This is a genomic window from Streptomyces sp. NPDC006208 (genome assembly GCF_040613775.1).
Classification (GTDB): Bacteria; Actinomycetota; Actinomycetes; order Streptomycetales; family Streptomycetaceae; genus Streptomyces.
The window spans coordinates 1-18056 of the sequence record NZ_JBEXSW010000002.1 but is presented as its reverse complement, the minus strand read 5'-3'; the positions used below and the strand labels follow the sequence as shown (position 1 = coordinate 18056).

Annotated in this window: 20 protein-coding genes and 1 pseudogene; 10 read left to right on the top strand and 11 right to left on the bottom strand. The window is 70.6% G+C overall.

Annotated elements, in window-relative coordinates:
• Window positions 1-364: 364 nt before the first annotated feature.
• A complete protein-coding gene (gene ligD, locus ABZ208_RS01425) occupies window positions 365-1390 on the bottom strand; it encodes a non-homologous end-joining DNA ligase (protein WP_356907526.1) in 1026 nt (341 codons plus the stop codon).
• Window positions 1391-1442: 52 nt separating this feature from the next.
• On the opposite strand from ligD, the gene ABZ208_RS01420 reads away from it, so the two are divergent.
• Window positions 1443-2513 carry an ATP-dependent DNA ligase gene (locus ABZ208_RS01420; RefSeq protein WP_356907525.1) on the top strand — a complete coding sequence of 357 codons (1071 nt, stop codon included), beginning with the start codon at window positions 1443-1445 and terminating at the stop codon, window positions 2511-2513.
• Window positions 2514-3196: 683 nt separating this feature from the next.
• Entirely contained in the window at window positions 3197-3454 is a 258-nt protein-coding gene (locus tag ABZ208_RS01415) for a hypothetical protein (RefSeq protein WP_356907524.1), read from the top strand.
• A 146-nt stretch (window positions 3455-3600) separates the two neighbouring features.
• Here the strand turns inward: ABZ208_RS01415 and ABZ208_RS01410 are convergent, their stop codons facing one another.
• Complete coding sequence (locus tag ABZ208_RS01410) at window positions 3601-4179, bottom strand: DUF6434 domain-containing protein (protein WP_356907523.1); 579 nt, start codon at window positions 4177-4179, stop codon at window positions 3601-3603.
• 136 nt (window positions 4180-4315) lie between these two features.
• Between ABZ208_RS01410 and ABZ208_RS01405 the strand changes: the two genes are divergently transcribed.
• Complete coding sequence (locus ABZ208_RS01405) at window positions 4316-5116, top strand: alpha/beta hydrolase (RefSeq protein WP_356907522.1); 801 nt, start codon at window positions 4316-4318, stop codon at window positions 5114-5116.
• A gap of 65 nt (window positions 5117-5181) precedes the next feature.
• Here the strand turns inward: ABZ208_RS01405 and ABZ208_RS01400 are convergent, their stop codons facing one another.
• Both ABZ208_RS01400 and ABZ208_RS01395 read right to left on the bottom strand, forming a co-directional pair.
• Entirely contained in the window at window positions 5182-5535 is a 354-nt protein-coding gene (locus tag ABZ208_RS01400) for a hypothetical protein (RefSeq protein ID WP_356907521.1), read from the bottom strand.
• Between the two features lie 127 nt (window positions 5536-5662).
• Window positions 5663-6103 carry a YchJ family metal-binding protein gene (locus ABZ208_RS01395; RefSeq protein ID WP_356907520.1) on the bottom strand — a complete coding sequence of 147 codons (441 nt, stop codon included), beginning with the start codon at window positions 6101-6103 and terminating at the stop codon, window positions 5663-5665.
• 116 nt (window positions 6104-6219) lie between these two features.
• Between ABZ208_RS01395 and ABZ208_RS01390 the strand changes: the two genes are divergently transcribed.
• Complete coding sequence (locus ABZ208_RS01390) at window positions 6220-8013, top strand: FAD-dependent oxidoreductase (RefSeq protein ID WP_356907519.1); 1794 nt, start codon at window positions 6220-6222, stop codon at window positions 8011-8013.
• A 30-nt stretch (window positions 8014-8043) separates the two neighbouring features.
• A complete protein-coding gene (locus ABZ208_RS01385) occupies window positions 8044-9390 on the top strand; it encodes a 6-phospho-beta-glucosidase (RefSeq protein ID WP_356907518.1) in 1347 nt (448 codons plus the stop codon).
• Between the two features lie 45 nt (window positions 9391-9435).
• On the opposite strand, the gene ABZ208_RS01380 is transcribed toward ABZ208_RS01385, so the two are convergent.
• A complete protein-coding gene (locus ABZ208_RS01380; protein WP_356907517.1) occupies window positions 9436-10290 on the bottom strand; it encodes a helix-turn-helix transcriptional regulator in 855 nt (284 codons plus the stop codon).
• A 149-nt stretch (window positions 10291-10439) separates the two neighbouring features.
• Between ABZ208_RS01380 and ABZ208_RS01375 the strand changes: the two genes are divergently transcribed.
• Window positions 10440-11039, top strand: a complete 600-nt coding sequence (locus ABZ208_RS01375) for an NAD(P)H-dependent oxidoreductase (RefSeq protein ID WP_356907516.1) — start codon at window positions 10440-10442, stop codon at window positions 11037-11039.
• Between the two features lie 189 nt (window positions 11040-11228).
• Here ABZ208_RS01375 and ABZ208_RS01370 read toward each other — a convergent pair whose 3' ends face one another.
• The 3 genes and pseudogenes from ABZ208_RS01370 to ABZ208_RS01360 all read right to left on the bottom strand — a co-directional run bounded on the left by ABZ208_RS01370 (window position 11229) and on the right by ABZ208_RS01360 (window position 13240).
• Window positions 11229-12251: a hypothetical protein gene (locus tag ABZ208_RS01370; RefSeq protein WP_356907515.1), complete on the bottom strand. Its 1023-nt coding sequence runs from the start codon at window positions 12249-12251 to the stop codon at window positions 11229-11231.
• Window positions 12252-12399: 148 nt separating this feature from the next.
• A pseudogene (locus ABZ208_RS01365) lies at window positions 12400-12540 on the bottom strand (molybdopterin-binding protein); the annotation flags it as partial.
• A gap of 97 nt (window positions 12541-12637) precedes the next feature.
• Window positions 12638-13240 (bottom strand): hypothetical protein, encoded by a 603-nt coding sequence (locus tag ABZ208_RS01360; protein WP_356907514.1) that lies wholly within the window; start codon window positions 13238-13240, stop codon window positions 12638-12640.
• Window positions 13241-13419: 179 nt separating this feature from the next.
• Here ABZ208_RS01360 and ABZ208_RS01355 point away from each other — a divergent pair, with 179 nt between their 5' ends.
• Complete coding sequence (locus tag ABZ208_RS01355) at window positions 13420-15327, top strand: M64 family metallopeptidase (protein ID WP_356907513.1); 1908 nt, start codon at window positions 13420-13422, stop codon at window positions 15325-15327.
• On the opposite strand, the gene ABZ208_RS01350 is transcribed toward ABZ208_RS01355, so the two are convergent.
• The gene (locus ABZ208_RS01350) at window positions 15320-15556 is read right to left on the bottom strand and encodes a DUF397 domain-containing protein (RefSeq protein ID WP_328393650.1); all 237 of its coding nucleotides are present in this window, start codon (window positions 15554-15556) and stop codon (window positions 15320-15322) included. The two genes, ABZ208_RS01355 and ABZ208_RS01350, sit on opposite strands and share 8 nt — an antisense overlap.
• Complete coding sequence (locus ABZ208_RS01345; protein WP_356907512.1) at window positions 15557-16417, bottom strand: helix-turn-helix transcriptional regulator; 861 nt, start codon at window positions 16415-16417, stop codon at window positions 15557-15559.
• A 126-nt stretch (window positions 16418-16543) separates the two neighbouring features.
• On the opposite strand from ABZ208_RS01345, the gene ABZ208_RS01340 reads away from it, so the two are divergent.
• The 3 genes from ABZ208_RS01340 to ABZ208_RS01330 are packed head-to-tail and all read left to right on the top strand — an operon-like array spanning window position 16544 to window position 17889.
• The gene (locus ABZ208_RS01340) at window positions 16544-17017 is read left to right on the top strand and encodes an ATP-binding protein (RefSeq protein WP_356907511.1); all 474 of its coding nucleotides are present in this window, start codon (window positions 16544-16546) and stop codon (window positions 17015-17017) included.
• Complete coding sequence (locus ABZ208_RS01335) at window positions 17011-17547, top strand: hypothetical protein (RefSeq protein WP_356907510.1); 537 nt, start codon at window positions 17011-17013, stop codon at window positions 17545-17547. Before ABZ208_RS01340 ends, ABZ208_RS01335 begins: the two co-directional genes overlap by 7 nt.
• A 48-nt stretch (window positions 17548-17595) precedes the next feature.
• Window positions 17596-17889, top strand: a complete 294-nt coding sequence (locus ABZ208_RS01330) for a hypothetical protein (protein WP_328393658.1) — start codon at window positions 17596-17598, stop codon at window positions 17887-17889.
• 76 nt (window positions 17890-17965) lie between these two features.
• On the opposite strand, the gene ABZ208_RS01325 is transcribed toward ABZ208_RS01330, so the two are convergent.
• Window positions 17966-18056, bottom strand: a 91-nt coding sequence (locus tag ABZ208_RS01325) for an adenosylhomocysteinase (protein ID WP_356907737.1), incomplete at its 5' end; no start/stop codon positions are given.

Genomic DNA, 18056 nt, shown 5'->3' with positions numbered 1-18056 from the left:
CCCCCCATCACTGTGACCGGTGCCGCCGGCTTCTGCGGCGGACATGCCCGGCCGCGGCGGGGCGATGGGCTCTGAGGCGCCGTGCGGAGGACGGACTCGCCCACACCGTCGTCCTCGACGTGGTGCGCGCACCGGCCCGCCCCGGAAACCGGCCGACCCCCAGCGGTACGGCAGTGTCACCGTCCCCCGCGGGCCGGACGCCGGGCCGGCGTTCCGATGTGGTCGTCGCGGCCGGAGGTGCTCGGCGCCCTCGCTCCACGGCTCCCGTCCGGTCCGGGCAGGACCGGTCACGGGGCCGGAGGCTTCCGGGTGGCCTCGCCGTCGAGAGGCGGGCTCATCCGGAGCGTCGGCGCGGGCCCTGCCCCTACTCGGCGGGCTCGGCGTCGTCCTTCTTGGCCCGGCTCGGCTGGACGCGCTTCGGCTCCCCCGGCATCTTCGGGTACTCCGGCGGGTACGGCAGATCGCCCAGTCCGTGCTCCGCCTCGTCCTTGTCGGCCAGCTCCAGCAGGCTCTCCAGGCTGAAACGCTGGTCGTCCATGTCGGAGTGGACATCGCCCACTTCGGCATAGCGCGCGGGCATCGACTTGATGTCGAAGTCCTCCGGCACGGCGTCGTCGATCTCGTCCCAGCGAAGCGGTGCCGAGACCGGGGCGTGCGGGCGGGGGCGGACCGAGTAGGCGGACGCGATGGTGCGGTCGCGGGCAGTCTGGTTGTAGTCCACGAAGATGCGCTGCCCGCGTTCCTCCTTCCACCACTTGATCGTCACCCGGTCGGGCATCCGGCGTTCCAGTTGCCGCCCGCAGGCGATCGCGGCGCGCCGGACCTGGGTGAAGGTCCAGCGCGGCTCGATCGGCACGAACACGTGGAGACCGCGTCCGCCGGAGGTCTTGGGCCAGCCGCGCAGACCTGCCCCGTCGAGCACGTCGCGCAGTTCGTGGGCGGCGTGCACTGCGTCGGCGTATTCGGTGCCCGGCTGCGGGTCGAGGTCGATGCGCAGCTCGTCCGGGTGGTCGGTGTCCTCGCGTCGCACGGGCCACGGGTGGAAGGTGACGGCTCCGAGATTGGCCGCCCACAGGACCGCGGCCGGTTCCGTCGGGCACATCTCGTCCGCGGACCGGCCGCTGGGGAAGGTGATGTGCGCGGTGGGGATCCACTCGGGGAGGTACTTGGGGGCGCGCTTCTGGAAGAAGGACTCGCCGGTCACACCGTCGGGGTAGCGCTCCAGCGTGGTGGGGCGGTTGCGCAGCGCGCGGGTGATGCCGTCGCCGACGGCCAGGTAGTACTGGACCATGTCCAGCTTGGTGTAGCCGTGCTCAGGGAAGTACACCTTGTCGGGATTGGACACACGGACGGTCCGCTCGCCCACTTCCAGCTCCACCGCTGCGGCCATGCCCGCCAGCGTAGGCCGTGCCGAGAGTCCTCGCATACCGGACAATCGCCCTATGGATCTGCCGGTGATGCCCCCCGTGAAGCCGATGCTCGCCAAGGCCGTGAAGAAGATCCCGCCCGGGATGCAGTACGAGGCCAAGTGGGACGGCTTCCGGGCGATCGTGCACCGGGACGGCGACGAGGTGGTGATCGGCAGCCGTACGGGCAAGCCGCTCACGCGCTACTTCCCCGAACTGGTCGACGAGCTGCGCACCCAGCTGCCGGCCCGGTCGGTCGTCGACGGCGAGATCGTCATCGCCCATGAGGGCCGCCTCGACTTCGACCGGCTCACCGAGCGCATCCATCCCGCAGATTCGCGGGTGCGGATGCTGGCCGAGCGGACGCCCGCGAGCTTCGTCGCCTTCGATCTGCTCGCGCTCGGCGACGACTCCCTGTTCGACGCACCGCTCGAGCGGCGGCGGGTGATGCTCACCGAGGCACTGGCCGGGGCCCGGCCGCCCGTCCATCTGGCGCCGGCCACCACGGACGTCGCACTCGCCCAGCAGTGGTTCGAGCAGTACGAGGGCGCGGGCCTCGACGGGATCATCGCCAAGCCGCTCGATCTGCCGTACCGCCCTGACGCCCGCCTGATGTTCAAGGTCAAGCACGAGCGCACGGCCGACGTGGTGGTGGCGGGCTACCGCTTCCACAAGAGCGGGCCGATCGTCGGTTCGCTGCTGCTGGGCCTGTACGACGATTCGGGTGCACTCCAGCACATCGGGGTGTGCGCCGCGTTCTCGGCGAAGCGGCGCGAGGAGCTGGTCGAGGAGCTGGAGCCGCTGCGGATGGATCCGCCGGAGGGTCACCCGTGGGCTGCGTGGGCGGACGAGAGCGCCCATGAGAGTGCCCGGCTGCCGGGCGCGCCGAGCCGCTGGTCGGGCAAGAAGGACCTGTCATGGGTGGCGCTGCGGCCCGAGCGGGTGGTGGAGGTCGCCTACGACCACATGGAGGGCGACCGGTTCCGGCACACCGCGCAGTTCCGGCGGTGGCGGCCCGACCGTGAAGCCGCGGGCTGCACCTATGCCCAGCTGGAGGAGCCGGTGCGGTACGACCTGTCCGAGGTGCTGTCGGCTCCGGGCGGGTGAACGGCGGTCACGGTGACCGTCACCGTTGGACCCCCTCGATCTCGCCGGGGATCACCCGGCCGAGCGCGGTGAGGGTGGTCCGGGGCACCGCCGCCGGACCTCCGGACGGGGGAGGTTCGCCAGGATGCGGTGTGGCGGTGGCCACAGTGCCGGTGCGCTCATGGTTCTCGGCGACCAGGTGACCGGCGCAGCTGTCCTGAAAGTTCTATTTGCCCTGGTAGGCGGAGGATGTGGCGCACATCGGAACGATGCGGCCGCCCGGCGCCCGGATCGCGACGTCGAGCGCGGTCACTCGTAGCGGGTACGGGACATGATCGCGACCCGGCCGCCCGCCTCCGGCTCGGCGACCGCCAACCTCTTTGCGGTCGCGGTGACTTGGCGGTACGTCGGCATCCGTCGTCGCCGTGGCTCCGGAGCACCACCGGTGCGAGGTCCTGGCCGGCGTTCGCGTAAGGTATGTCGGCGGTGCCGCCACAGGCAGCCGGCGCGGCGAGGCGTGCACTGCGCATCTCGTACGACTCCGGGTTCCCTGACCAGTCCGATCGGGACGCGATCGGCAAGGTGACGGGAAGCAACGGATGATCCGAGAACGGTTGCAGCACGGAGACATCCCCGCAGACAGACCCGGAAGCCCCTTCTGTAGGAATGGAGGGGTGGAGCAGAGAAGCAGAGAAGGACAAGCCGTGACCGCCTCCCCCCTCATCCCCGTGCCGATCCCCGATCGCGTCGCCGTACTGATCGGCTCCTGCATGCCGGCACATGTGCTCCAGGCGGAGATCGAAGCAGAGTGCGCGGCGCGCGAGGTGCACCGCTTCCGTGGCCCGCTGTGTGCCGAGGACCGGGCGGACCGGGAGCACGCACTGTCCACGCTGGCCCGGGCGAACAAGGTACTGGCCGCATACAACCCGCGACTGACGGTGAAGCCCGGCCGCGGCTGGTAGTACCCGCCGTCACGCTGTCGCGGCGATCGCTCCGGCGATCCAGGGGCCGCCCACGTTGGGGCGGCCCTTCACTCAGCCCGCGAGGCCATCCCACCGCGCCGGATCAGCCCAGGACCGGGTATCCACCGACCGCGTCGCCGCCGGCATCACGGCCCGGCCTCGCCCTTCGGCGTCGCCCGGTGCGCCCGCCAGGCGTTCAGCGCCTCGGCGCGAGTGCCCGACGGATGCTCGGCATGCCAGGACCGCAGAAAGCGGTTGAACTCGAACTGGGCGCCGACTTCCTGGGGCCTCGCCGCTTGCTCCCGCGTGTCGTACCAGTGCTGTACGGCGTCACCGAGCGTCCGGCCCGCGCTCTCGGCGATGAACGCGCGCATGAAGGCGTCGAAGCGGAACGCCGGACCGATCCGGGCGGCGAAGAAGGCGCGGAGCACCTGGCTGCACCGCTGCCCCTCCGGGATCACCGTGCCGGCATCCACCGGCGCGGCAAGCTGCGGGACAGCCCGGGAGCGGCGGGCGGGCGTGGGCAGCGCCTCGGCCGGCGGCGGTGCTCCGTCGAGGGCGGCGGCCAGGCGAGCGGTGAGTTCCGCCTTCCCGCCTGCGGTCGAAACGCCCGTCGACCGGGCCAGCCCCGTCAGCTCGGCCAGCGTCCAGTACCAGCGCAGCAACTCGGACCCCGTCATGGCCGCACTCAAAGGCGGGCGGGACTCCCCCGTATTCGTACTCACGTTCCCATTCTTACGCATCCGCCGGGCAGGCACACACCCGCGCCGTGACATGCCGCGTTCGGGTCAGGGTCGCCGGAGCGCGACCGACGGCACGCCACACTGTGGGCCGGCCGCAGGCGTAGACGGAGGTCCGGTCGTGAGCAGTACCGAGGAGTTCCACGCATGGCAGATCCACGAGTCAGGGCCCGCCGACGCCCCGCACACCGTGCTGCTGCTGCCGGGTGCGATGCTCAGCACGGCGTTCTATGACGGCCTGATGGGCGCACCGGCGCTCGCCGGGGCGCCGGTGCGGCTGGCCGCGGTGACGATCCCCGGCTTCGCGGGCACCCCCGCCCCGCAGGATCCGCGTATGGAGACCTACGCGGCGCTCTACGGCGCTCTCGCCGCGCAGCGCGGATGCGATGCCGTGGTCGGCCACAGCCTCGGCGCCAACATCGCCCTGGAGATGGCCGCCGGCGGACACTTCACGGGCCCTGTCGTCCTGCTGTCCCCGACGTTCTCGCGTCCGGACGAGTTCAAGGAGCTCGAGGTCGCCGACCGCCTCGGCCGAGTGCCCGGAATCGGGGCCCTGGCCTGGTCCGCGATGGTGCACATGACACCGCATGCGATGGCGGAGAGCCTGCCCGGGGCCAGTCGTGACGAGCTGATCGCCGAGCTGAAGAAGAACGACCCGCCGGTCTGCCGCAAGATCGTCCGGCACTACTTCGACTATCTGGACCACCATGGATCGCTGGTCCCCCGGCTGCGCGAGTCGGGCGCGCGGGCATGGGTCGTACGCGGCGACCGCGACGAGATCGGGCTGACCGACGAGGAGCACGACGAGCTCGCCGCCATGACCCGCGTGACCATGGTCACCGTGCCCGACGCGGGCCACATGGTGATGACGGATCAGCCGGCCAGGGTCGCCGAACTGATCGCTCGGGTGGTCCTCGACTGAGCCGCATCGTTCGGATCGCCGGACGAGCGGTCCCGAGCGACGTCGCCCGGCGCGGCCCGGTGGTCTCAGTGGAACTCGTGGACGACCTCGATCGTCCCGACGATGTGCGCGTTGAAGTCGCCGAGCTCCTCGGCGGGAACCCACAGTTCGAGAATGGTCCGCCCGCCGGCCTGCTGTACCGGGTACCGGGTCAGGAACCCGGACTCGACCTGGAAGCGGGTGACGAAGCCGGCCCCGTCGTGCTTCACGTTCCAGTCCCGCGCGATCGTGATCGCGTAGTCCTCGTCGAGAACCGGGTAGAAGATCGGCTGCTCCGGCAGCCGCGGCGGCCAGGCCCGGAACTCCAACTCCCGTACCAGCTCGAGCTCCTTGGGGCCGGTCGGGCGCCAGAGGGTGGTCGTTGCGGGACGGCTGGTCATCGGGATCGTTCTCCGGCGGATGCGGCTGACTGGTCGGAAGACAGGACAGTATCCGTGCCGCGCACCGTCGTCCATCCGGTTTCCGCCGGGGAGTCGCAGCCGACCTGGAGTGCCGGCGCCCCGGCCCTCATGTGCCGTCGATGAACGTGCCGTCCACGTACACCCACACCCCGTTCTGCCGCTGGAAGTTGCTGCGCTCGTGCAGTTCGCCGCGCTTGCCGTGGTGCCGGTAGCGCGCGCGGAAGGTGACCGTGCCCTTCGCGTGGAACGCGCTTCCGTCCGTCGCCTCCTCGATCTCCAGGCTCGCCCAGTGCATAGCCGGGTCCAGCTCCAGATGCCGGGGCCGGGTCGAGGCATGCCAGGTGCGCAGCAGATACGCCGCGTCCTGGACGGCGAAGGCGCTGTAGCGGGAGCGCATCAGGTGCTCGGCGGTGGGGGCGGACTCCTCGCCGCTGTGGAAGCGGCCGCAGCACTCCGCGTAGGTCGCGGGAAGCCCGCACGGGCAGGGCGAGTCCGCGGTGAGAGCGGGGGCGGCAGTCCGCTTGGGACGTGAGATGTGTCGGGCCATGACTCCATTTTCCAGCCAATGCGCGAACGGGCCCACAGAGCGCTTCCGGGGCGTGGGGGATCTCCGTATGCTCCTGCGCCGGACGCGACAGTTACCGTCGGGTAAGGGGATCGGTTATGGATCGGTCGGGCACCTCACGACGAACGTTCATTGCGGGGACGGCCGCGGTCGGCGGCAGTGCCGCGCTGGCCACGGCAGGGGCGGCCGGCACAGCTGCCGCAGCCGAAGGCGTCCGGTCCGTCGCGGCCGGCGGTGTCCGGTCCGTCGCCGTGCTCGGCGGCGGCGTCGCCGGGCTGACCGCCGCGCACGAGCTGGCCGAGCGCGGTTTCAAGGTCACCGTGTACGAGCGCCGGGCGCTGGGCGGCAAGGCCCGCAGCATGGACGTCCCGAACAGCGCCAAGGGCGGACGCCGCGCGTTACCCGCGGAGCACGGCTTCCGCTTCATCCCCGGCATCTATCACAACCTGCCGGACACGATGCGCCGCATCCCCTTCCCCGGCAACGCCAACGGGGTGTGGGACAACCTGGTGGCGCCGCCCGAGATGTCGTTCGCCCGCACCGGGCGTGAGGATCTGCGCCTCCCCCTCCCCTGGCCCGGACACAAGCCGGCCGACCTCTCCCTCGACGACATCCGCCGGGCTCTCACGGGCCTGCTGGAGACCGTCCGCGGCATCCCGCCCCACGAGGCGGCGTACTTCGTGGGGCGCGTACTGGTCTTCTTCACCAGCTGCGACGAACGGCGCAACGGGACATGGGAGTACAAGCCCTGGTGGGACTTCGTCAGGGCCGGGCAGATGAGCCACGACTACCAGCGCATCCTCGCCGTCGGTGTCACCCGCAACATCGTGGCGACCAAGGCCGAGGAGGCCAGCACCCGCACCGTCGCCTCGCTCCTCGAAGCCTTCATCTTCAACGCGCTCGGACGCGGCGCCGACGGGCCCCTGGACCGGATCCTCAACGCCCCGACCAACGAGGCCTGGATCGACCCGTGGGTGGAGCATCTGAGAAATCTGGGCGTGGAGTTCCGTATCGGCTGGACCGTACGGGAGGTGAAGTACGGATCCGGGCGCGTCGCCGCCGCGGTGATCGAAGACCCGCAGGGTGTACGCACATCCGTCACCGCCGACCACTATGTCTCCGCGATGCCTGTCGAGCATGCGCGGCGGACCTGGGGCCCGGCACTGCGGGCGGCCGACCCGCAGCTCGGGCGCTGCGACAAGCTGGAGACGGACTGGATGACGGGCATTCAGTTCTACCTCACCGAGCGGGCACCGCTCCTGCACGGACATTTCAACTGCATCGACTCACCTTGGTCCTTGACGGCCATTCAGCAGGCCGGACACTGGCCGGAAAGGGACTTCCCCGCCGACTACGGCGACGGTGTCGCGGTGGACTGCCTGTCCGTGGACATCTCCGAATGGGACCAGCCAGGGATCCTGTACGGCAAGACCGCCAAGCAGTGCACGCGCAACGAGGTGGCGCGGGAGGTATGGGCTCAGCTGAAAGCGGCCGTCAACGACACCGGCAAGACCGTGCTCAAGGACGGCGCCCTGCACTCCTGGTACCTCGACCCGGGCGTCGACGGCCTCGGCACCCCGAACCCCACCAACGACGACGAGCTGCTCATCCACCCGGTCGGCACCTTCCACAACCGCCCGCAGGCGGCGACCGCGATCCCCAACTTCTTCCTGGCCGGCGACTACGTGTCCGTCGACATCGACCTGGCGACGATGGAGGGCGCCAACGCCTCGGCGCGCGCCGCGGTCAACGCCCTTCTCGACCGCGACGGCTCGGCAGCGGCCCGCTGCACGATCACGCCGATGTTCCGCGCCCCGGAGCTGGAGATCCTCAAGCGCCACGACCGCATCCGCTACCGGCTGGGGCTGCGCAACGCGCTCGACCTGGGCTGAGGGCCGCCGGCCGCCGAGTAGCGTAACAGCATGAAGCTCACGATTCTCGGCGGCGGCGGATTCCGCGTGCCCCTCGTGTACGGGGCGCTGCTCGCCGATCGCGGCGAGGGCCGTGTCACCCGGGTCACCCTGCACGACGTGGACGCAGACCGGCTCGACGCGGTGGCCCGGGTGCTCGCGGAACAGGCCGCCGCACACCCGGACGCGCCCCGGGTCGTGGTGACCCGTGACCTCGACGAGGCCGTGCGCGGTGCGGACTTCGTGTTCTCCGCGATCCGGGTCGGCGGTCTCGAAGGACGCGCGGCCGACGAACGAGTTGCCCTGGCCGAGGGCGTGCTGGGGCAGGAGACCGTCGGCGCGGGCGGGATCGCCTACGGGCTGCGTACGATCCCCGTGGCCATGGACATCGCGCGCCGGGTCGCCGGGCTCGCCCCCGATGCCTGGGTCATCAACTTCACCAACCCCGCCGGTCTGGTCACCGAGGCGATGAGCCGGGTGCTGGGCGACCGGGTGATCGGCATCTGTGACTCGCCCGTCGGGCTCGGGCGGCGGGTCGCGCGGGCGCTGGGCGCCGACCCGGCGACGGCCTGGATCGACTATGTGGGCCTCAATCACCTCGGCTGGCTGCGCGGGCTGCGCGTGGGCGGTCGCGACGAGCTGCCGCGGCTGCTGGCGGACACCGACGCTCTGGGCTCGTTCGAGGAGGGCAGGCTCTTCGGGCCCGATTGGCTTCGGTCGCTGGGCGCGGTGCCCAACGAGTATCTGCACTACTACTACTTCAACCGCGAGACGGTGCGCGCCTACCAGGAGGCGAAGCAGACACGCGGCGCGTTCCTTCGGACCCAACAAGCCGGTTTCTACGAGGAGATGCGGCGTCCCGGCACACCCGCGCTGGCGACCTGGCACCGCACGCTCGCGGAGCGCGAGGCGACATACATGGCGGCCAACCGCGAGGCGGCGGGGACCGGCGAGCGGGACGAGGACGATCTGGAGTCGGGCGGCTACGAGAAGGTGGCGCTGGCCCTCATGCGTGCGATCGCGCGCGACGAGCGCACGACGCTGATCCTCAACGTCCGCAACCAGGGCACGCTGGCCGTGCTGGACGCGCAAGCCGTGATCGAGGTGCCCTGCCTCGTGGACGTGAACGGCGCGCATCCGGTGGCGGTCGACCCGCTGCCGTATCACGCGGCGGGTCTCGTGGCCTCGGTGAAGGCGGTGGAGCGCGAGGTGCTCGCGGCGGCGGAGAGCGGTTCGCGGGCGAGCGCGGTCAAGGCCTTCGCGCTGCACCCCCTGGTCGACTCCGTGAGCGTGGCGCGGCGGCTGCTGGACCGATACCGGGCCGAGCATCCCGGACTCGCCTATCTGACCCGGCCGTAGGGCCTGTCGTCGGATCAGGCCGGATGGGCGGCGCCGGACCCCCCGTCAGCCGGAGACCGCCCGCAGCGCTCCCGGCCGACGGCCCTGGAGACGGTCGAGGGCCGCGGCGGTGAGGTCGTCGGCGGGGAGGTGGACGACCAGGCGCTGATCGTCGTCCGCGGGCAGTTCGAGGGTTTCGTACGCCAGGCGCAGCTCACCTGCCTGCGGGTGGACGAGCCGGGTGATCCCGTTCGCCTTCGGCAGGCCGGGCAAGGCCTCCGCCCGGTCGGCAAAGGCGGCCCCGGCCATGAGGGTCAACTCGTCTGCGAGGAGAGCGACTTGCTGATCTGCGCGGAAGGGACCCTGCTTGAGCGCTGCGACCTGTTCGTCGGCGACCTGGTCCCAGTCGGGACAGGCGGCCTTGGCCCGCTCGTCGAGGAAGACGAAGCGGGCCAGGTTCGGCGGGGTGCCGTCCAGCAGGCCTATGGGCCGTGCGAGACGTTCGTAGCCCTCGGTCCAGGCGAGGATCTCGCCGAGCCGGTTGAGCAGTACGGAGGGGGCCGGCTCGAGGCTGTCGATCAGGGCACGCACGGTGGGTCGCACCGTACGCGACGGGATCGCGGCACCCATGCAGCTGAAGCCTCCCTCCGCGGCCTTGGTGATGCGGTGCAGATGGACGCGTTCGCCGGGGGTGAGCCGCAGTGCGTCGGCGAGCGCGGCAAGCACGGGCGCGGACGGCCGGCGGTCGCGGCCCTGCTCGAGCCGGGTCACGTACTCGACGCTGACGCCGGCGAGCGTGGCCAGTTCGGAACGGCGGAGCCCGGGCGTACGGCGGCGGGGGCCGGTGGGCAGGCCGACATCGGCGGGGGTGACGGCCTCGCGGCGGGTGCGCAGGAACAGGCCCAGCTCGTTGTCGCTCACCCATCGACCGTAACAGCCGGGTCCGGGCGGATCGTGGCCCTGCCACTACCAGCCTCCGCCCGGCCTTCCTCGGGTCGGCCGCGACCGGCAGGTTGACCGGTGTGCGGTGCCAAGGCCGCACGTTCACGATGCCGACAAGGAGCACACCCATGTCCGATGCAACTCTTGATCTCGCAGTGATCATCGGCAGTGTCCGGGAGGGCCGGTTCGGCCCGGTGGTGGCGAAGTGGTTCGTCGAACAGGCCGAGCAGCACGGCCGGTTCACGGCGCACCTGGTCGATCTCGCCGACACACCGCTGCCGTTGGAACTGCCACCTGTACCGCCGGCGCTGCAGCCCGATCTGCCGCGGCCGGACGGCATGGCGGACCTCACGCGGCGGATCCGCGAGGCGGACGCGATCGTCGTGGTGACACCCGACTACAACCGCAGCTTCCCCGCTTCGCTGAAGGCCGCGATCGACTGGCACTACACCGAGTGGCAGGCCAAGCCGATCGGTTTCGTCGGGTACAGCGGTGGCAGCGGTGGTCTGCTCGCGATCGAGCAGCTGCGGCAGGTCTTCGGCGAACTGCATGCGCACACACTGCGCGACTACGTGTCCTTCCCGCGCTACTTCGAGCTCTTCGCTCCCGACGGCACACTCATCGAGCCACAGGGCCCGAACGGCGCGGCGAAGGTGCTGCTCGACCAGCTGGAGTGGTGGGGCTCGGTGCTGCACGACGCCCGTCGCGACCGTCCCTTCGCGCTGTAGGGTTCGCGAAGAACTCCGCGGGCGAGGTCACCCCGGCCGCCACCCTGGCGAACCCGTCCTGGGCCGGACGGCTGCGCGACACCGCGCCGAGCAGCTGTTGCATCTCCGGCGGCGGATCCAGTGAGGCGAGCTGAGCGGTGAACTCGTACATCGGCATGACCTGCCTGTCCCTGCTCTCCTGGTAGCCCTTCATCGCCGTGTCGAACGTCCGCCTGCCGGCAGAGGTCTGGTGAAGCGCCTGCGCACACAGTTCTGCGTCGCGGAAGGCGTCCTGGATGCCCTGGGCGGTGATGAAGTCCTTGAGGTATCCGGCATCACCGACCAGTGCCCAGCCGGGGCCGTACGGCCTGCGGAAGAAGTTGGGGACCGCCATGCCGACGAGACGTCCCACTCGCGTGGCCGCCGCGGCCCGTTCGGCGAAAGACGGAACCGACGCCATGGTGGCCAGGTAGCCGGCTTCCGTGTCCGACCGGTTGGCCTTGACTCGACGCGGTGGACCAGGCAGGGCACCGGCTCCTCCTGCGCCGCGCACCACCGCGACAGCTCGGCCGTCCACTCCCGGGCCCGGCGCAGATCGAAGGCTTCACGGCAGGCCGAGATCACCGCGCAGTACGCGAGCCCGGACACGACCGGGGACACCTCACCCGCCGTCACCGCAACCATGGCCTCGTCGAGAAGCTGGACCCCTTCTTCCACCCGGCCGAGCCTGACCAGGCTCTCGCCGATGGAGACCATGGCGAAATTCATCAGGTCCGGGTCCCCGAACCGCGTCGCGAACGTCAACGTCTGCTCGGCGACAGCCTCGGCCGTCGCCGCATCCCCTGCGAGATGGTTCTGGAGCGCTTCCAGCGCCAGGAGGTACCCCTGCTCCACGCAGTCCGGCTGCCCGGCATCGAGGAGCCGCTGTGCCCTCGCCGTCCAGCCGGCGCCACGGGCCCACTCGCCGCTGAGCACCAGGTCCAGACCGAGCCAGAACACGCAGCGGACGGCCCGCGGCACATCGCCACGGGTCAGCCACGCATGGTGGGCCCTCGTCCACAGCTCGTCGCTCTCCGAATCCTTGCCGATCAGGTGCGCGGCGAGCGCGAGCCGCTCAAGGTCCTCCGGATCGAGTGGCTGGTGCCGATCGGCCTCCGACAGGATCGCGAACACGTCCCCCCAGGCGTGCCGCGCCAGTGCTTCGCCGGCGGCCTGGGTCACGGCTGGCTTCATGAACCCAGCCTTCCAGCACCCGGACAAACACCCCGAGAACCACACCGACACCCCAGGAGCCCTCGATCAGCCCCCGTCAAGCGCGAGAGCTTGGGGAGGCAACGGCGCACCCACCGGCAGGCGCACGGCGTGGCAGCCCCTGTGGGGCGCGGCGCTCAAGCGACACCACCCGCGCGGCCGTTCCGGGGGCCGCTCCGGCGCGTTCCAGCAGATCGCGGACGGGTACACCGGTCCACCGGGCGGACTTGCTCCAGCCTTCCACGAAGGCGATGGGCAGCGTCACGGTGTGCAACGTGCAGCCCGCCGCGCCCGCGGTGCCGGATCCGGAGGTGCTGGGGACCAGGGGGCGTGTGCCGCCCAGATGTGCCCCAGGGCTCCGGGAGCGGTCAGTCCTCCGGTTCGGCGTCGTCGTCGGATGGGAGCGCGACGAGTCTGGCGGCGACCTGGGCGACCGCCTCGGGGAACGCACAGGTGAGCCGCTCCAGGCGCAGATCGGCGGCGAGGCATTCAAGGGTCTCGTCATGGAACGCCAGCACGTAGTGGTGCATGCGCTGGTGCCATCCGCCCTGGTGGTTGCTGTGGACGGAGTTGATGCGCTCCTCCTCCGTGATCCAGCGCGAGTTGTGGACTTCGTGGGCCCTGTAGGCCTCCAGGCCCCGCTCGGACAGGGGATGCCCGTGGAGCACCTCATCGTTGGGGCCGCCGAACTTGACCGAGTGGGGCCTGACGAACTCGATCAGGCCCAGAGCCGCCGGCGCCGGATCGGCGGGGTCGACCACGCGGATCCACGTCCCGTCCCAGTCGGGTGAAGGCTGCGCCAGGTGGAACAACACGAAGGCCTGGTGGCCGGAGCTGAAGACATGAGGCATCGGCGCGCCGACGTCCCACCCGATGTCCGGAAGGACTGTCGCATACTCCTCGCCCCGAGCTTTGGAAGCCTTCCGCGTTGCCTCCCTCCAGGCGCACATCGCGCTCAACTCGCTGTCCATGTCCGTTCCTCCGGTTCTTGTGACGAAAGCACGGAAGCTACCGATGCCCGAACTCGAAGGCGACCGGTTATTCGCAGCGAGTCCGGCGGGGCTCCGACGGCTGATACGCCTCTCCTGAGACGTGCCGCCAACTGCCCTTCCTTTACTACGAGTTGGACTCATCACTACGCTCCCTCACCATGACCTCATCCGTCGCAGGAATCCGCAGAGCCGGTCTGTTCGCCACCGCGGGCGCCGTCCTGGCCGTGCTGCTCCTCGGCCCGGGCGTCCCGGCCGCCCGGGCCGATGCGCCGGTGGCCGAGGCCGCGACGGTCGTGCCTGTGCAGACCACCGGCCCCGCCGACAAACGGTTCAACCTGGTACTGCTGGGCGACGGCTACACGGCCGGTGAACTGCCCAAGTTCCGCGCGGATGTCGAGACCCACCTCAACGTGCTCTGGTCGACGGAGCCGTTCGCCTCCTACCGGTCGTACATCAATGTGTGGGCGGTCGAGCTCCCGTCGGCCGAGTCCGGCGTGGACTGCGACCCGGGCCTCGGCGACCCGCGCCGTGACACCCCTTTGAACATGGGCTTCTGGGGCGGCTGCAATGCGGACAGCGTGCAGCGCCTGCTCAGCGTCGACAGCGCGGCGGCGACGGCGCTCGCGGACCTGATACCTGGCACCGCGGGCGCGAACCGGCAGATCGTCGCGCTCGCCAACAGCGGCACGTACGGCGGAGCGGGCGGCACCTATGCGACCGCGTCGGGCGGCAACGCGCTGTCCTCGCTGATCACCCCGCACGAGATAGGGCACTCGCTGGGCAAGCTCCAGGACGAGTACGACTACTACACCCGCGGTGTGCCCGGCGGCGTCCACTCGGACGGCGAGCCGGGCTCGGCTCATCACACGCTGCTCACCGAGGACGAGATGAGGCAGCAGCGGGCCAAGTGGTGGCGCTGGCTGGGCGAGAAGAGCGAGGCCGGCGGGGTCATAGGCCGGTACGAGGGCGGGATGTACTCCACGAAGGGGGTGTGGCGGCCGAGCAGGCACTCGCTGATGAAGACCCTCGGCTACGCCTTCGACCAGGTCGAACGCGAAGTGATGGTGCAGAAGATATCGGCCAAGGTGAACCTGGTGCAGGACCACACTTCGAACTCGTCCCCGATCGGCGACGACCGGACGGTGTGGGTGGACACACTGCATCCGGTCGGCGGTGAACTCGACGTCGAATGGCGGCTGGACGGCCGCCGCCTCGCGGATGCCGTCGGGGCGCGGACGGTCGATCTGCGCGCACTGCGCCTGCGGCCCGGGACGCACACCCTGACGGCAACCGTCACCGACCTCACGCCGTTCGTCCGCGATCCGGCGATCCGCGGGTCATCCGCGCTGACCCGGACGGTGAGCTGGACGGTGGACACCGCCGTCGGCACACCGCCGGACCAGGTGACCGCCGCCTTCACCGGGCACACCGACACCTCGGCCCCGGTGGGTGCGGACGCGGTCGTCCACGCGGACACCACCCGTCCGAGCACGCGGAACCTGTCGGTCCGCTGGGCCCTCGACGGCCGCCCGGTCGTCAATCCGGGCAACGACCGCGACCTCGACCTGGGCACGCTGCACCTGCGCCCCGGCACTCACACGCTCACCGCCCGGATCGCCGGCACCGGCGCCCGGCTGTCCTGGACGGTGGACGCTTCCCCGGCCGGGAGCGCGTACGCACTCTCCGAGCCGCTGCGCACGGTCCACCGGCCCGGCAGGCCGGTGGAGTACGTGTACGACGGCCCCTTCACGATGGAGCTGACCGCCCGTGACGACCACGGCGGCCATGTGGTCCGCCAGTTCAGGGTCGACGGCGACGGCTGGCAGACGTATTACGGCTGGCCGACGGACGCGGACGCGCCCTACCGCTTCACCCCGCGGGGCACCGAGATCGACGGCCTTGTGTACGGCAAGCTCGGCACACCCCGCGTGGTGCCCTGGGACGACGCAACGCCGGACTACGGCACCCACACGATCGAGTACCGCACCGTCGACTCCGCCGGGAACGTCTCGGCCGCGAAGAAATTCCTGGTGACACTGCTCCCCCCGCGGCAGCAGCTCAGTTGACCAGGAAATCCGCCTTGCCGGACTTCGCTCCCTGGATGAAGGCGGCGATCTCACCGGAGGTGTAGATCAGCGCCGGGCCGTCGGGGTCGGCGGACTGGCGTACGGCGACCCGGCCGTCGGCCAGTCTCATGGCCTCGACGCAGTTGCCGCCGTTGCCGCCGCTCCACGGTTTGTGCCAGCCCTCCTCGCCCAGCTCAGCAGCGGGCATCCCGTTGTATATGTGATCCATTCACAGCTCCTCGCGGAGATCCCGGAGAATCTCCTTCGTGCGTTGCGCAGTCGCAGCCTGGGCCGCCATACGGTCCATGACCTCGAGGTGTGTGGCGACCTCGGGGCGGGCGTCCAGATAGACGGCGCCGGTCAGGTACTCGCTGTACACCATGTCGGGGAGTTCGGGGATGGCGAACCGGAACAGCACGAAGGGACCGTAGGTGCCCGGGTGGTGACCGGTCTTGAACTCCGCGATCTGCAAGGTGACATGAGGCAGTTCGGCACCCTGGAGCAGTTTGTCGATCTGGGCCCTCATCACACCGGGTCCGCCCACGGGCCTGCGCAGCACCGTCTCGTCCATGATCACCCAGAATCTGGGCGCATCCGGACGGGTCAGCAGGTTCTGCCGCTCCATCCGCAGGGCCACATGACGTTCGATCTCCTCCGTCTCGGTGTGGCCGATCGCTCCGCCGAGCATGATCGACCGCGCGTAGTCCTCGGTCTGCAGCAGACCGGGCACGAACTGCGGTTCATACGCACGGATGAGGCTTGCGGCACCCTCCAGGCTGACGTACATGCTGAACCAGCCCGGCAGGACGTCATGGAAGCGCTGCCACCATCCGGGCTTGTTGGCCTCTTCGGCCAGCTCGAGAAAGCCGCGGGCCTCCTCGTCGGGCACCCCGTACGCGCCGAGCAGCAGTTGCACGTACGGAATCTTCAGCGCGACCTCGGCCGTCTCCATCCTGCGGACGGTGCCGGGGGCCACGCGCAGCACCTTGGCCGCTTCCTCGCGCTTGAGACCTGCGCGTTCCCGCAGATCCTGCAGGCGCTTGCCGAGAACCACCTGGCCCACGGTGGGGGCGGACCGCGGTTCACTCACTTGAGACCTCCCCACGTGCTCTGTTGCGAGCAGTGTGCCACGGCACCCCAGCGATGAATATGCCCACTCTGCATTTTTCAAAGTGGCTCTTGCCAAGGTGCTTGATGCAGCGGGAGAGTGGGGGGCGTGAACCGTGACGCGCTCACTGCCCAGCTCCTGGACCCCCACTCGGGAACCGACCTCAACCGGTACGGCTTCGAGCTGCCGGCGCGCGTCGAATTCGTCTCACAGGCACGGAAACTGGCGCGAGATCAGCTCCGCTGCTGGGGCATCCACGGCGACCTGCACGACACCGCGCTGCTCGTCATATCCGAACTCGTCACCAACGCCGTGGTGCACACCGGTGGAAGTCTGGTGGCCTGTGAAGTCGTCAACGGAGACCGGCAGTTGCGCATCACCGTGCAGGACCAGGGGTCGACGCCCACGGGTCCGCGGGTGTGCCGCAACGCCGAGGAGGGCATTGCCGCCGAGGAGGAGCGCGGGCGCGGACTGCTGCTGGTCGAGGCCGTCAGCAGCGCCTGGGGCGCGCACGACTGTGAGCACGGCACCGGCCGCATCGTATGGGCGGAGCTCTCCCGCGAGACGGGATGGGCGTGCTGAGAAGCCTGGCGGCGTTTCTCACCAGGAGCGGGCGCCACGACGGGGGTCACCACGGCGGCGCGCAACCGCCGGACCGTCGGGCACCCCGGGGCGCGGGGGACGGAACGGGGGCGGACGCCGCGAGGCGGGACTTCGAAAGCAGGCTCGCTGCGAGCTGGGGCGGTGAGAGCCGGCTCACCCGGCTCCGCGTCCCGTCAGGGCTCCCCGTCACGCTCGGCTGCGACGCCGTCGGTGTGCCCGCGCGCTACGGATTCCGGCTTCTTGCGCGGCTGCCGCGCAACGGCTGCGTCTTCGCCGACAGCCACTGGTGGTGGTGGATCGTGCCGGCGGGCTCCGACCTGGGGCTGACCTGGCCGCTGCCGTCGCACTACGCCCGCGGGGCCCGGGTACCCGCGACCAGCCCCCGGCTGGTCGGCCCGTCCGACAACTCCAGCCCGTACACCCCGCCGATCCCGCTGTACCTCATGACGTGCCAGCTCACGGGCACAGCGCCGCTGTGGCCGGCCCGCGTCGGGACCGGCAGGCCATGATCGGGGTTGGCCGCCCCGCGGCGCAGCACGACGGATAGGCTTTCGGGCATGTCAGAAGCCAATACGGGCCCGGAGCGGCAGGGGCTCACACCACGTCAGGCACGCCACGTCCGCATCGCACTCTCCGCCGCCATCATGATCGCCGTGGCGGTCACGCTGGTGCTGCGGCTGGGCAGCACGCACTCCGTGCTCACCCTGGGCTTCTACGGCATCGCGCTCATTCTGTCGGGCAGCGCGCTGGTACTCAGCCGGGTGGGGCGCACAAAGGTCGCCACCGCGGTGCTCGGTGTCGGCGTCGCGGTGGCGATCGTCGCGGAGTGGGCCATCGCCGCGATGCGCTGACAGCGTGCGGGGGCACAGGTCAGGCCCCCGCCCGGGGGATTGGCGGGGGCCTGGTCTCTGGGATGGTGCGGGTCGGTCAGTAGCGGTAGTGGTCGGGCTTGTACGGGCCCTCGACCTCGACGCCGATGTACGCCGCCTGCTCCGGGCGCAGGGTGGTCAGCTTGACG

What these genes read in the sequence shown, in the direction of transcription:
- ABZ208_RS01350 (WP_328393650.1), bottom strand. Translation starts at nt 15,556, where the DNA reads ATGGATCACATATACAACGGGATGCCCGCTGCTGAGCTGGGCGAGGAG.
- ABZ208_RS01390 (WP_356907519.1), top strand. Translation starts at nt 6,220, where the DNA reads ATGGATCGGTCGGGCACCTCACGACGAACGTTCATTGCGGGGACGGCC.
- ABZ208_RS01355 (WP_356907513.1), top strand. Translation starts at nt 13,420, where the DNA reads ATGACCTCATCCGTCGCAGGAATCCGCAGAGCCGGTCTGTTCGCCACC.
- ABZ208_RS01385 (WP_356907518.1), top strand. Translation starts at nt 8,044, where the DNA reads ATGAAGCTCACGATTCTCGGCGGCGGCGGATTCCGCGTGCCCCTCGTG.
- ABZ208_RS01360 (WP_356907514.1), bottom strand. Translation starts at nt 13,240, where the DNA reads ATGGACAGCGAGTTGAGCGCGATGTGCGCCTGGAGGGAGGCAACGCGG.
- ABZ208_RS01375 (WP_356907516.1), top strand. Translation starts at nt 10,440, where the DNA reads ATGTCCGATGCAACTCTTGATCTCGCAGTGATCATCGGCAGTGTCCGG.
- ABZ208_RS01330 (WP_328393658.1), top strand. Translation starts at nt 17,596, where the DNA reads ATGTCAGAAGCCAATACGGGCCCGGAGCGGCAGGGGCTCACACCACGT.
- ABZ208_RS01420 (WP_356907525.1), top strand. Translation starts at nt 1,443, where the DNA reads ATGGATCTGCCGGTGATGCCCCCCGTGAAGCCGATGCTCGCCAAGGCC.
- ABZ208_RS01370 (WP_356907515.1), bottom strand. Translation starts at nt 12,251, where the DNA reads ATGAAGCCAGCCGTGACCCAGGCCGCCGGCGAAGCACTGGCGCGGCAC.
- ABZ208_RS01400 (WP_356907521.1), bottom strand. Translation starts at nt 5,535, where the DNA reads ATGACCAGCCGTCCCGCAACGACCACCCTCTGGCGCCCGACCGGCCCC.
- ligD (WP_356907526.1), bottom strand. Translation starts at nt 1,390, where the DNA reads ATGGCCGCAGCGGTGGAGCTGGAAGTGGGCGAGCGGACCGTCCGTGTG.
- ABZ208_RS01395 (WP_356907520.1), bottom strand. Translation starts at nt 6,103, where the DNA reads ATGGCCCGACACATCTCACGTCCCAAGCGGACTGCCGCCCCCGCTCTC.